Source organism: Metapseudomonas phytobenefica (genome assembly GCF_043392685.1).
Taxonomy (GTDB): Bacteria; Pseudomonadota; Gammaproteobacteria; order Pseudomonadales; family Pseudomonadaceae; genus Metapseudomonas.
The window spans coordinates 1-12,283 of the sequence record NZ_JBHZGM010000040.1 but is presented as its reverse complement, the minus strand read 5'-3'; the positions used below and the strand labels follow the sequence as shown (position 1 = coordinate 12,283).

Annotated in this window: 15 protein-coding genes and 1 tRNA gene; 5 read left to right on the top strand and 11 right to left on the bottom strand. The window is 65.6% G+C overall.

Annotated elements, in window-relative coordinates:
- Positions 1-49 precede the first annotated feature (49 nt).
- The 4 genes from ACFW0B_RS23240 to ACFW0B_RS23225 form a co-directional block, all read right to left on the bottom strand.
- Entirely contained in the window at positions 50-1,222 is a 1,173-nt protein-coding gene (locus ACFW0B_RS23240; protein ID WP_449151339.1) for an EAL domain-containing protein, read from the bottom strand.
- A gap of 121 nt (positions 1,223-1,343) precedes the next feature.
- Positions 1,344-1,661 (bottom strand): hypothetical protein, encoded by a 318-nt coding sequence (locus ACFW0B_RS23235; RefSeq protein ID WP_449151338.1) that lies wholly within the window; start codon positions 1,659-1,661, stop codon positions 1,344-1,346.
- Positions 1,658-2,047, bottom strand: a complete 390-nt coding sequence (locus tag ACFW0B_RS23230) for a phage holin family protein (RefSeq protein WP_449151337.1) — start codon at positions 2,045-2,047, stop codon at positions 1,658-1,660. Before ACFW0B_RS23230 ends, ACFW0B_RS23235 begins: the two co-directional genes overlap by 4 nt.
- Positions 2,048-2,049: 2 nt before the next feature.
- Positions 2,050-2,364, bottom strand: coding sequence for an ElaB/YgaM/YqjD family protein (locus ACFW0B_RS23225; protein ID WP_449151336.1), 315 nt, complete (start codon positions 2,362-2,364; stop codon positions 2,050-2,052).
- Positions 2,365-2,718: 354 nt separating this feature from the next.
- On the opposite strand from ACFW0B_RS23225, the gene ACFW0B_RS23220 reads away from it, so the two are divergent.
- Complete coding sequence (locus ACFW0B_RS23220; protein ID WP_449151335.1) at positions 2,719-3,927, top strand: ammonium transporter; 1,209 nt, start codon at positions 2,719-2,721, stop codon at positions 3,925-3,927.
- A gap of 115 nt (positions 3,928-4,042) precedes the next feature.
- Here the strand turns inward: ACFW0B_RS23220 and ACFW0B_RS23215 are convergent, their stop codons facing one another.
- From ACFW0B_RS23215 to ACFW0B_RS23200, 4 genes are all read right to left on the bottom strand, one after another.
- Entirely contained in the window at positions 4,043-5,311 is a 1,269-nt protein-coding gene (locus ACFW0B_RS23215) for an OprD family porin (RefSeq protein WP_449151334.1), read from the bottom strand.
- Between the two features lie 106 nt (positions 5,312-5,417).
- Entirely contained in the window at positions 5,418-6,284 is an 867-nt protein-coding gene (locus ACFW0B_RS23210) for an MBL fold metallo-hydrolase (RefSeq protein ID WP_449151333.1), read from the bottom strand.
- A 4-nt stretch (positions 6,285-6,288) separates the two neighbouring features.
- Entirely contained in the window at positions 6,289-7,206 is a 918-nt protein-coding gene (locus ACFW0B_RS23205; RefSeq protein ID WP_449151332.1) for a pyridoxamine 5'-phosphate oxidase family protein, read from the bottom strand.
- 17 nt (positions 7,207-7,223) lie between these two features.
- Complete coding sequence (locus tag ACFW0B_RS23200; RefSeq protein WP_449151331.1) at positions 7,224-7,817, bottom strand: glutathione S-transferase family protein; 594 nt, start codon at positions 7,815-7,817, stop codon at positions 7,224-7,226.
- A 158-nt stretch (positions 7,818-7,975) separates the two neighbouring features.
- Between ACFW0B_RS23200 and ACFW0B_RS23195 the strand changes: the two genes are divergently transcribed.
- The gene (locus ACFW0B_RS23195) at positions 7,976-8,533 is read left to right on the top strand and encodes a TetR/AcrR family transcriptional regulator (protein ID WP_449151330.1); all 558 of its coding nucleotides are present in this window, start codon (positions 7,976-7,978) and stop codon (positions 8,531-8,533) included.
- Between the two features lie 152 nt (positions 8,534-8,685).
- The gene (locus ACFW0B_RS23190) at positions 8,686-8,922 is read left to right on the top strand and encodes a glutaredoxin family protein (protein WP_449151329.1); all 237 of its coding nucleotides are present in this window, start codon (positions 8,686-8,688) and stop codon (positions 8,920-8,922) included.
- A gap of 265 nt (positions 8,923-9,187) precedes the next feature.
- Here the strand turns inward: ACFW0B_RS23190 and ACFW0B_RS23185 are convergent.
- The 3 genes from ACFW0B_RS23185 to mobA form a co-directional block, all read right to left on the bottom strand.
- Positions 9,188-9,264 (bottom strand) — tRNA-Pro (locus ACFW0B_RS23185).
- Between the two features lie 163 nt (positions 9,265-9,427).
- A complete protein-coding gene (locus tag ACFW0B_RS23180) occupies positions 9,428-9,649 on the bottom strand; it encodes a YgdI/YgdR family lipoprotein (protein ID WP_449151328.1) in 222 nt (73 codons plus the stop codon).
- Between the two features lie 78 nt (positions 9,650-9,727).
- Positions 9,728-10,315 (bottom strand): molybdenum cofactor guanylyltransferase MobA, encoded by a 588-nt coding sequence (gene mobA / locus ACFW0B_RS23175; protein ID WP_449151327.1) that lies wholly within the window; start codon positions 10,313-10,315, stop codon positions 9,728-9,730.
- 67 nt (positions 10,316-10,382) lie between these two features.
- On the opposite strand from mobA, the gene moaB reads away from it, so the two are divergent.
- Both moaB and ACFW0B_RS23165 read left to right on the top strand, forming a co-directional pair.
- The gene (moaB, locus tag ACFW0B_RS23170) at positions 10,383-10,922 is read left to right on the top strand and encodes a molybdenum cofactor biosynthesis protein B (RefSeq protein WP_449151326.1); all 540 of its coding nucleotides are present in this window, start codon (positions 10,383-10,385) and stop codon (positions 10,920-10,922) included.
- Complete coding sequence (locus ACFW0B_RS23165; RefSeq protein WP_449151325.1) at positions 10,919-12,133, top strand: molybdopterin molybdotransferase MoeA; 1,215 nt, start codon at positions 10,919-10,921, stop codon at positions 12,131-12,133. The genes moaB and ACFW0B_RS23165 overlap by 4 nt, the downstream gene beginning before the upstream one ends.
- Positions 12,134-12,283 lie beyond the last annotated feature (150 nt).

Sequence of the window (12,283 nt, the reverse complement as noted above, 5' to 3'; positions counted from 1 at the left end):
CCGTTCAGTGGCTGAAGATCCTACTCTAACCCAAGCGCCCGCACAGGACTCAGCCCCTCGCCAGGCCGGCTGCGTCGATATCCACCAGCAGCAGGCGGCGGCCTTTGTCGATGAATTGCCCGGCAGTCAGGCAGTACTGGTTGGTGGTGGCATCGCGGTAGGTCGTGGACAGGGTCAGGCGGCTTTCTTCCCAGCCCTCGGCCAGCAGCTGGTAGAAGTAGGGACGCCAGGACCAGTTGTGGCCGCGATAGCTCGGGTCCTCCCGCCAGCCGCCCGGCCCCCATTGCAGGTTGGGCGTGATCTGGGTGCCGTTGCGGTCGCACTGGTAGATGCGCAGCAGCCAGGGGTATTCGACGGGGCTGGCCAGGCTCGATGCCGACTCGCCGCTTTCGGCCCAGGCGCGCAGCTGCGCCATCAACTGGTTGAGATTGCGCCGCAAGGTCATCAGGCGGACGCGTTCGGCCAGCTTGTTCTGCACATAGCGGTTGCGCAGCTGGGCGAAGCGCTGGACGAAGGCGTCGGTGGCGAAAAACTCCAGGCTCGGCGCGGCGAACAGGTAACCCTGCACGTAGCGGGCCCCGCACTCCAGGGCGAAGTCCAGCTCGGCCTCGGTTTCCACGCCCTCGGCGATGATCCAGCAGCCGGTCTTCTCGGCCATTTGCGCCAGGGCCTTCACTACTTCACCGCTGGGGCCGCCACGGGCCGCGGCCTGGAACAGGCGCATGTCGAGCTTGAGGATGTCCGGTTGCAGGGCCAGCACCCGGTCGAGCTGGGAGTAGCCGGCGCCGAAATCGTCGATGGCGATTCGCGCGCCGGCCTCGCGGTAGCGTGCCACCACGTCCGTCAGGCGCTGGCTGGCGCCACCCAGTTCGGTGATTTCGAAGACGATGCGCTCGGCCGCCACGCCGTAGCGCTGCAGTTGCTTGAGGCTGGGCAGGGGTTGGCCCGGACGCAGGCGGCTGATCCAGCGCGGGGAGATGTTCAGGCTGAGAAACCATTCCGCCGGGGCGCTATGCAGGCGTTGCAGGGCATCCTCGCGCAATTGTCGGTCGAGGCGGCGCAGCTCCGTCGGGGACACCCTGGAGTCGAGGAAGAGGGGGCCGACCGAGTGCAGGCTGCCGTCCGCCTGGCGCAGCCGTCCCAGGGCTTCGACACCGGCGATCAGTCCGGTAGCGGTATCGATGAAGGGCTGGAAACAAGCGAGCGGTTGCCCATCGATCACGTTGACTCCTTAGCGGGAAGGCTATGGGATGGCGCACGGCGCCGGTTGATGCCCATGGCTGGTGCGACGGGCCGCTCACCCGAAGCAAGAATGTGGCCAGTTACCTCGCTCCGGCTGGAGGTCAGCCGGATTCGTCTCGCGGTGGGACTTTCAATAGCGCCTGGAGCAAGGGCAGAAGCGCACCGCCCAGCCGCAGGCCTCGCTTCAGGCTGCCTTTGCGCGCGGCGAAAAAGCCCAGGGCGGCCACCGCCGCAATGCCCCAGAGTGGGGCATGGGGGAGGTCCAGCTTGTGGGTCAGCTCCCGTGCCTGGCGCAAGGGCTGGGTCAGCAGCAGGGACTCGTGGCGCAGTTCCTGGCGCTGCATTTCCAGGCGCAGGCGGATCAGCGCCTTGCGCATGTCGCGACGGCTCGCATTGCGGGGTAGTTCAGGCAGGCTCATGGCAGCAGACGCTCCCGGTCACGGGCCAGTTCTTCGAGGGTCGCGCTGAAGGGCGATTGCTCGTCATCCACCGCTGCCCGCAGGCGCACAGTGCAATAGAGGGTCGCCAGCAGGTAGAACAGGCAGAGGCCGCCGAGGGCCTCGAGGCGCCAGTTTTCCCAGAGCAGTACCAGGATCAGGCCGGACAGCCCGATCAACAGGAGCATGGCGAAGATCAGCGTCAGCCCGCCGAGCAGCAGCAGGTAGAGGCTGTGGGTCTTCTGTTCCTGCAGTTCGATGCCGAACAGCTCCACATGGCCCTGCAGCAGGCCGAGCAGCGAAGCGCCGAGGCGCCTGGGCGAAGGGCCGCGTCCCGCCTCCTGGGCGGAAGGGGTTTCTTCGCTCATGGTCAGCGCCGGGCGGCCAGAAGGCCGAGCAGGAAGCCGATGCCGGCGGCCAGGCCCACGCTCTGCCAGGGATGCTGCTGCACGTAGTCCTCGGTGGCGTGCACCGCGGCCTGGCTGCGTTGCTTCAGGTTCTGTTCGGTGTCGCGGAGGGTGTCGCGGGCGCGCCTGAGGCTTTCGCTGATCTGCAGGCGCAACTCGTCGGCCTGTTCGCCTGCCAGGCTGGCGCTGTCTTGCAGGAGTTTCTCGGTATCGCTGACCAGGGCCTGGAAGTCGGCCAGCAGTTCATCCTGGGCGCGGGCGGCGGTCTTACGGGGCATGGCGATTCTCCTTGTAGGACTCCATGCCTAAGAGTAGGTGGCTTCGTCCAAGGTTCATCCGGAATTTCTTTCCGTCCGCTGGTATGGCGCTTGCATCGCTCTGGTGCGCGGTTGTGGCGAAATGCGCTGGATCGGGGCGCCCTGGATGGCTCGCCGAGACCCGGAAGCAGCGCCTAACCTCATGAAAATCAACAAGAAACGCTGTTCGGGATTTTCCCTGCGCTGGCCAGTCTGCACCAAATCGGGATTCGCATTGGAACCCTTGCGGTGCGGCACGGCTTCAGGATGGTGCGCAGGAGGCCTCGCCTGAACCGCTTTGGTGCTTTTCCCTCGCTGCCGGAGTCGCCTTCGCCAATGGAAAACCTCAATAGCGCCGTGGAAACCCTGATCCACGGTTCCAACACCCTGTTCATCCTGATGGGCGCGGTCATGGTATTGGCCATGCACGCCGGCTTCGCTTTCCTCGAAGTGGGTACGGTGCGCCAGAAGAACCAGGTCAACGCCTTGTCGAAGATCCTTTCCGATTTTGCGATCTCGGCCCTGGCCTATTTCTTCGTCGGCTACTGGATCGCCTATGGCGTGACCTTCCTTGAACCGGCCAGCGTGCTGGCCGCCGACCATGGTTACGCGCTGGTGAAGTTCTTTTTCCTGCTGACCTTCGCCGCGGCCATCCCGGCCATCATTTCCGGCGGCATCGCCGAGCGCGCCCGGTTCTGCCCGCAGCTCTGCGCCACGCTGCTGATCGTCGCCTTCGTCTATCCCTTTTTCGAGGGAATGATCTGGAACGGCAACTTAGGCCTGCAGGACTGGCTGAACACCCGCTTCGGCGCGAGTTTCCATGACTTTGCCGGCTCGGTGGTGGTACACGCGGTTGGCGGTTGGCTGGCGTTCGGCGCCGTGCTGCTGCTTGGGCATCGCAATGGCCGCTACCGCGAAGGCCGGCTGGTGGCCTTCGCCCCGTCGAACATTCCCTTCCTGGCGCTGGGCTCGTGGATCCTCATCGTCGGCTGGTTCGGCTTCAACGTGATGAGCGCCCAGACCCTGCAAGGCGTGAGCGGCCTGGTGGCGGTGAACTCGCTGATGGCCATGGTCGGTGGCACGGTCGCCGCGCTGCTGGTGGGTCGCAACGACCCCGGCTTCCTGCACAACGGGCCGCTCGCCGGCCTGGTGGCGATCTGCGCCGGCTCCGACCTGATGCACCCGGTGGGCGCCCTGGTCACTGGCGCGCTCGCCGGCGCGCTGTTCGTCTGGGCGTTCACGGCTACCCAGGTGAAGTGGAAGATCGACGACGTGCTCGGCGTCTGGCCGCTGCATGGCCTGTGCGGCGTCTGGGGCGGTATCGCCTGCGGCATCTTTGGTCAGGAAGCCCTGGGCGGGTTGGGTGGGGTCAGCTTCCTCAGCCAGCTGATCGGCACCGGCCTCGGCGTGCTGGTGGCGCTGGTGGGGGGCCTTGCGGTCTACGGCCTGCTCAAGTCCGTCTGGGGCATCCGCCTGAGCCAGGAAGAGGAGTACTACGGCGCCGACCTGTCGATCCACAAGATCGGGGCTACCTCGCAGGACTGAGTTCTGGAGTTCGCCTACAGGAGAAAAGCAGAAGCCCGCCATTTCTGGCGGGCTTCTGCTTTGGTTTGACAGGAATGGGCTGGCTCGCGAACGGGGCAAGCCGGCTCCTGCAGGTTTACCAGAGCGGCATCACATAGCTGAGGATCAGGCGATTCTCGTCGATGTCGTTGCCGAAGTTGGTCGAGCGCACCGTGGCATTACGCCATTTGATGCCGAAGTTCTTCAGCGCGCCTTCCTGGAACACGTAGGCGATGTCCATGTTGCGTTCCCATTCCTTGCCATCTGCGCGTCCCGCGCCCAGGTCGATGTTGTCGCCGGACAGGTAACGGGTCATGAAGGTCAGGCCGGGGATACCGATGTTGGCGAAGTTGTAGTCGTAGCGCGCCTGCCAGGACTTCTCGTCCTTGTTGGCGAAGTCGCCGATCTGTACGTAGTTCACCAGGTAGGGGTCGGTGCCGTTGATGTAGGCGAAGCCGGTGTCGCCGCTCATGCTCTGGTAACCGAGGCCGAAGGCATGGCCGCCCAGGGCATAGGTGAACATGGCACCGAAGGCCTTGTTGTCGACGTTGCTGGCGCCGTCGTCGGTGGAGCGGGCATAGCGCAGGTCGCTCTTCAGCGACTGCTTGTCGCCCAGCGGCAGTGTGTGCACGACGTTGAAATAGTGCTGCTTGTAGAGGTCCTGCAGCTCGCCGTAGTGGTAGCCGGTGGTGAGGTTGTCGGTCCACTTGTAGTTGGCACCGCCGAAGTTGAACTTGTCGCTGGTGGTGCCGGGGCGAACGGTGATGGCGCGGGCGGCGCCGGTGGTGAGGGTCATGTCCTCGTAGTCGGAGGAGTCGCGCTGGTTGACCTGCTTGAGCTGACCGGCATCGAAGGTCAGGCCGTCGAGCTCCATGGAGTTCAGGTGGCCGCCCTTGAAGGTCTGCGGCAGCAGGCGCGAGTCGTTGTACTGGACCACCGGCAGCTTGGGCAGCAGGGTGCCGACCTTGAGCACGCTCTTGGAGGCGCGCAGCTTGGCGGTCAGGCCGAGCTCGCCGTACTCGTCCTGGGCGCGGCCGGTTTCGCGGTCACGCTTGAGCAGGCCGGTGCCGCTGCGGTCGGGGCTGGAATCGAGCTTGACGCCGAGCAGGCCGAGGGCGTCCACACCCACGCCAACGGTGCCTTCGGTGAATCCGGATTCGTAACGCAGGAGGAAGCCCTGAGCCCATTCCTCGGCTTTGGACTGGTTGGCACCCTCCTGGCGGAAATCACGATTGAAGTAGAAGTTGCGTAGCTCCAGGCTGGCCTTGCTGTCCTTGATGAACTCGGCCTGGGCGATGCCCGGCAGGGTGACACTGGCGCCGAGCGCGGCGAGGGCCACGGCTCGCGCAAGCGAGGTCTTGCTCATTGTTATTGTCTCCTCGTTGGGTTTCAGGTCGGTCGAGTCGTCCTGTTACAACACTCTGACTAAAGCATCTCGTTACAACTTTTGCAGTTAGACGATGGTCGGTCGCTCATTGCACCCATTTCGGGTAGTAGCCGAGACGCTCCTGCACCGCTGCATCATCGGCCGGAACCACGACCAGGCCGGGTTCGCGCTGGAGCAGATCGTGCACTTTCTGCAACTGGGCGCGCGTGGTTTCACGGTCGTTGTCGACCATGCTGCGGCTGACCCAGAACTTTTCCTTCGGCCCGGTGAAGCCCTCCAGGCGCCAGCTGGCGTCACCGGTGAAGAAAAAGCGCCGTCCGTCCTCCAGCGTCAGGAACAGCCCCACCGAGCCTGGCGTATGGCCGCTGAGCGGCACCAGGACCAGGCTACGATCGCCGAACAGGTCGAGGCTTTCCTCGAAGCCCATGAAGGGGATGGGGAGGAAGGTGAAGGGGCGCCATTTCACGCCGTGGGCGAACTGGCTGGGGAGGATTGCCGGCGGCGTGGCGAGCTCGGTGAACTCGATCTCCTCATAGGGTGCCCAGACCGGCACGTCGGGGAAGTCCGCCAGCGCCGAGGCGTGGTCCCAATGGACATGGCTGAGCAGGATGCGGTCGACGCGGACGCCGTCCCTGTCGAGTTGGTCGCGGGCCGGGCTCACGGCCTCGTACTGCATCAGAGGCTTGTCCCACCAGGGCATCTCGCTGCCGAACTGGCTGTCCACCTGGTGGCCCAGCCCGGTATCGAAGAGCAGGGTGGCGGCGTGGTGTTCGATCAGCACCGCGACGTGGTTGGCCTTGACCTTCTCGGTCCATTTGCCATCGGCCAGGGTGAAGGCATCCAGGGTTTCGGTCTCGGAAGTCTTCACCAGCGAGAAGCGCAGACCTTCGGCCTGGGCGACCGCACTGATCGCCCCCAGCAGGAACAGCAGGAAGTACGAACGTAGACGCATGGAGTCAGTGTCCTTGAGGCAGGAAAGGGGAGGGGCGGGTGTTGTCAAAGGCGAGCGGCAGGCGGCCGCGACGCAGGCGCCAGCGGCCGGGCGTCAGTGCCACCAGGCGTTCGGCGCCGGGCAGGTCGGGGAGTCCGCCCTGGCCGGGCCAGAGAATTTCCGCGCGGGCCTCCAGTTGCAGCAGGTCGCCGCTGGCGAAGTCCACCCAGAGCAGGCCGCAGCGCGGTTCCAGCAGCAGGTTGCCGAGGGTGTTGAACATCTGGTTGCCGCTGTAATCCGGCAGCCAGAGCCGGCCGTCGCCGCCCAGCCGCACGAAGCCCGGCGCGCCACCGCGGTGGGAGATGTCGACACCGCCGGTTTCCGGGTCCAGATGCTGGCTGGCGATGAACAGCGTGTCGCTGCGTTCGACCAGCTCCAGCCAGCGCGGGTCGGGACCGTCGCCCTGTTCCAGCGGGCCGGCGGCGCTGCTGTGCCAGTGCCAGTCCCGGGCCTGGATGTACTTCGGGCAGTTGCCGAAGGACTGCTGCACCGCGAGGGCGAAGCCTTCGCCGTCGTTGTCCAGCAGCGGGCCGTTCATGCGGTTGCGCCGTCGCGTCGGCAGTTCCAGGCCGAGCAGGCCCAGGCGTGCCGTGCTGTGCAGGTTGGCCGCTAGTGGGTCGTCGGTCTCCGGACGAGCGTTGACCCGCAGCAGGCTGGGCTCCGGCGAATGGACGAAGCCCGGCTTGCCCCACAGCACGGAGGCCTGGGGCTGGCCGTCGCTGTCCAGGCTGCCCACCAGTAGCCAGGGCAACTGGGCGAAGAACAGGCGATGCTGCTCCGGCATGTGGTCGCGGATCATCCGGCTGCCCATGGCCTCTACCTGCTCGCGCACGCCGGCACGGGCCTGGATCGCTAGTTCGCCAGGGTGGAATGGACTGCTCATGATGGCCTCCAGGCCCCTCAGAAGTGGGGCAGGTCGACGTAGCCGGGCAGGGCGCGGATGCGCGCGAACCAGGCATGCAGGTGCGGATAGGGCGCCAGGTCCAGGCCGCCTTCATCGGCCATGGCGAGGTACGGGTAGACCGCCACGTCGGCGATGGTGGGGTGCTCGCCGACCAGCCAGGCGCGATCAGCCAGGTGCGCGTCCACCAGTTCCAGCACCTGGCGGCCACGGGCCTGGGCCTGTTCCAGGTCCACGGGGCGGCCGAACTTCAAGCCCACCCGCGCCAGTGCCGCGCCGTTGTGAATCTCGTTGGCGGCCAGGCTCAGCCAACTGGCGATCTGCGCCTGGATGACGGCGTCCAGCGGGTACCAGTGCGCATCCGCGTAGCGTCGCGCCAGGTAGACCAGGATGGCCTGGGAGTCGACCAGCGGCAGGCCGTCATCGACCAGTACCGGGACCTGCCCGCGCGGATTCAGGGCGAGGAACTCCGGGTGTTTCTGCGCACCCTTGGGCAGGTTGACGGTCAGTAGCTCGGCGGGCTGGCTGATTAGCCCGAGAAACAGGCGGACCTTGTAGCAGTTGCCGGAGAGGTAGAAGTCGTGGAGTTGCATGGCGAGTCCCTCGCAGTGGTTGGAATCTGCGCTGGATAGTAGACAGACCTGTCTGTATATTTCAACGGCATGTTTCGCTTCGCCCACGCATTCCGCGCCCCGTGCGGTTTGAGCCGTTCAAGGCGGATGCGCATAATGCGCCGGTTCAGGAGGCTGCAATGGCATCGAGCAAACGCGATCAACTGGTCAACACGGCCCTTTCGCTCTTCTATCGCGAAGGCTTCCACGCCACCGGCATCGACCGCATCCTGGCGGAGTCCGGCGTGGCCAAGATGACCCTCTACAAGCATTTCAAATCCAAGGACGAGCTCATCATGGCCGCCCTGGAATCCCGCTTCGCGCCGGCGGCCGAGCGCATGGCCCGGGCTTTCGCCAAGCTGCCGCCGCGGGAAGCCATCCTGCGGGTATTCGACGGCCTGGATGAATGGCTGCGGCAGGAAGAGTTCTGCGGCTGCGCCTTCATCAATGCGGCAGCCGAGTTCCATGACCGCGACCATCCGGTGCATCGCCTGGCGGCGTCCTACAAGATCACTACGCAGAATTATTTCATCGCCGCCCTGGCGACCCTGGGTGCCGCCCAGCCCGAGCGTCTGGCGCGTCAGCTGCAGTACCTGATGGAGGGGGCGATCAGCATGGCCCACATCCAGGGGCCGAACGACCAAGCGCTGGAGGCGAAGGACGCCGCAGACCAACTGCTGCGAGCCGCCGGGGTCTGAAACCGGGCCCCGCTTGTCGTGTGCTGGGGGAGTTGCTCAAACAGCCGCCGCTGGATGGCCTGCAGCCCTTGCCGATCAAGGCCAGGAGCCAATCCTCCGGCGACTGACGCGTGCTAGACTTCGCGCCTCGCTGATCTTCGAGGCGCGTCCCCATGCTTCCTGAATGCCAACTCTTCGGCACCCTCGGCTGCCACCTCTGCGAAGTGGCCGAAGGCGTGCTCATGCCCTTCGTCGAACGCGGCCTGTTGGTGGAACTGGTGGACATCGCCGACCGCGAGGAGTGGGTCGAGCAGTACGGCCTGCGTATTCCGGTCCTGCGCCGTTGCGACACCGGCAGCGAACTGGGCTGGCCCTTCGACGCCTGCCAGGTGGCCGCCTTTCTGCAGTGATCGCTGCATCCTGACGCAGCTCTCGCGGTTGCCGGGCGTCAGGCAGTAGCGCCCTTCGCGCGTCCTGCGCAAATCGTCCCACCCACATAGCGACATACCCTCAGTCACGCTCCGCACCGACGTTCCGGGCGAACACGGCTGCGCATTCCTCTTAGAACCGCTGATGGAACCGCCCATGGCAAGGGCGAATCTGCCGTGGAACGCCTTGGCGATGAAAAATCGCAGGCAATAAAAAACCCGCCGTTAAGGCGGGTTTTTCGGGATTTGGTCGGAGCGACTGGATTCGAACCAGCGACCTTCTCGTCCCGAACGAGACGCGCTACCAAGCTGCGCTACGCTCCGTTGTGTGGCGCGCATTCTACAGAAAAACTTTTGGTCTACAAGGGGTTAGCGAAAAAAAATTTAATTTTTTTGCTTGGAGAGGTGGGAGGCTGCGAACGGCGAGGGGTTGCCGGGGGGAGGTGAGGGCCCGCTTTAGCGGGAAGGCTTAAGCGGGCCGGGGGAATCAGAGCTCTTTAATGGTGCGGACCTGATCCTTGTTCACCTTGGCATGTTTGCCATCCAGTTGTTCGAACTCGTAGAAGCCCGTGTCTTCGTCGTAGTCGGGGTTGTCCACGGCCTGGATCTCGCGCCCGTCATTGAGGGTGATCACGGTCGGCGAGGAGCAGCCGGCCAGAGTGAAAAGGCCCATTGCGAGCAGGAATGCGGGGACGATCCGCTGGTTCATCGTCATCTCCTTGATGATTGCGCTGGTTGTACGCAGCTTCTGACGAAGAACTTCCCGGCAAAGTTCCGGCGATCTGGCTCAGTCCTTGAGCGGCGAAGCGGCCAGCAGGTCAGGTGTGTTGAAGTTGGCCAGCCGTGGGTCGCCTTCGGCGCAGACCACGGCAACCGGATTCAACTGGCGGAGGATGCGCTGCGGGCTGCGTTCGCCGGCCTGCCATCCGGCTTCCAGCACCGGCAGCACCGCGCGGGGCAGGACACAGAACAGCGGCTCCCAGAATTCACCCTGGCGGACCATCACGGGGCGGTCGCAGGCGGCGGCGAGCAGATCGACAATCAGCGCTGCGTCGACTCGGGGGGCGTCGCAGGGGAGGATCAGCACCTGCTCATGGCGCGCCACTGCGAGGCCGGCGCGGATGCCGGCCAGTGGGCCGGGATAGTCGGGGCTGTCATCCTGCACCAGTTGGTCGGCCCAGGCGGCATAGCGGTCCGCGTTGCGGTTGCAGGAAATGATCAGGTCGTCGGTGAAGGGGCGTACCTGTTCATGCAGCCACGCGATCAGCGGGCGGCCTCGCCACTCCACCAGGCCCTTGTCGAGGCCGCCAAGACGCTGCCCACGGCCGCCGGAAAGCAGCAGGACAGAGCAGGGCGGTAGAGGCTTGTCGGACATGGCACGGTCTCCGGAACGGCGCTGTGATATAACACCGGGCATTCTCTCCTACAACTGGAAGCCTGCCATGAGTCACAAGGCCGAGGCGGTGTTCGTGCCGCTCAATATCGCCGTTCTTACCGTCAGTGATACCCGCAGCCTGGAGACCGATACCTCCGGTCAGCTCTTCGTCGACCGTCTCACCGCCGCTGGCCACAACCTGGCCGCGCGGGTGCTGCTCAAGGACGACCTGTACAAGATTCGCGCCCAGGTCGCCACCTGGATCGCCGACGATCAGGTGCAGGTGGTGCTGATCACCGGCGGCACCGGTTTCACCGGCCGCGACAGCACGCCGGAGGCGGTTGCCTGCCTACTGGATAAACAGGTGGATGGCTTCGGCGAATACTTCCGGCAGATTTCCGTCAGCGATATCGGCACCTCCACCATGCAGTCCCGTGCTCTGGCTGGGCTGGCCAACGGCACCCTGGTCTGCTGCCTGCCGGGTTCCACCAATGCCTGTCGCACTGCCTGGGACGGCATCCTCGCCGAGCAGCTGGACAACCGTCATCGCCCCTGCAACTTCGTGCCGCACCTGACCCAGGCCAACGCCTGCGAGAGCCGCGGATGAGCGGTTGCGACCATCCCGGCCTGATGCCGGTGGAGGACGCCCTGCGGCGTCTGCTCGACCTGGCGGCGGCTGCACCGATCGAAGCCTGTGAAACCGTCGCCCTGGCCGATGCCGATGGCCGCGTGCTGGCCGAACCGCTGGTGGCGGGCCTCGACCTGCCGCCCTGGGACAACAGCGCCATGGACGGTTACGCCTTGCGCCTGGCCGACTGGCAGGGCGAGCCGTTGGTGGTGAGCCAGCGGATTCTCGCCGGCAGCGCACCGCAACCCCTGCAGTCGGGAACCTGTGCGCGCATCTTCACTGGTGCGCCGCTGCCCGAGGGTGCGGACCTGGTGGAAATGCAGGAGAACGCCGAAGTCCTGGACGATGGCCGGGTGCGCTTCCTTTCACCGATGAGGGCCGGGCAGAACGTCCGCCCCCGTGGCCAGGAAACCCGCACCGGCGAAACCGTGCTCCCCGCCGGCACCCGCCTGGGGCCCATCGAAATGGGGCTGTGCGCCTCACTGGGCGCAGCCGAACTGGTGGTGCGTCGCCGCCCGGTGGTGGCGGTGATCTCCACTGGTGACGAGCTGGTCCCACCCGGCCAGCCCCTCGGGCCGGGACAGATCTACAACAGCAACCGCAGCCTGCTGATCGCCTGGCTGAAGCGCCTGGGCTGCGCCGTGGTCGATGCCGGCATCCTCGCCGATGACCTCGCGCTCACCCGTAAGGCCCTGGGCGAGCTGGGACAGGTGGACCTGATCCTTTCCACCGGCGGCGTGTCAGTGGGTGAAGCGGACTTCCTCGGCGTGGCGTTGCGCGAGGAAGGTGAGCTGGCGCTGTGGAAGCTCGCCATCAAGCCGGGCAAGCCGCTGACCTTCGGGCATTTCCGGGGTGTGCCGGTGATCGGCCTGCCGGGCAATCCGGCCTCTACCCTGGTGACCTTCGGCTTGCTGACCCGGCCCTACCTGCTGCGCCGCCTGGGTGTGGAAGAGGTGGAACCGCTCGGTTTCACGGTGCCGGCCGGATTCACCTGGAAGAAACCGGGCAATCGACGCGAGTACCTGCGCGCGCGGCTGGAGAACGGCCGTGCGGTGATCTACCCGAACCAGAGCTCCGGCGTGCTGCGCAGCGCGGCCTGGGCCGAGGGGCTGGTGGAGGTGCTGGAAGGCACCACCCTGGCTGAGGGTGACACCTTGCGTTTCATTCCGTTGAGCGAGTTGCAGGCCTGATCAGCTGATCTGGCCGCTTTTTGTGGGTGCGCCAGGCATGGCGCGTAGCGCCGTGACTGGCGCTGTTCGGTTCACTGTGGTGGTGAACTGGACGACTTGGAGGTGGAAGTCCTCTGCACGCCCGGCAAGGGGAAGTGCTAGCGGAAGGCA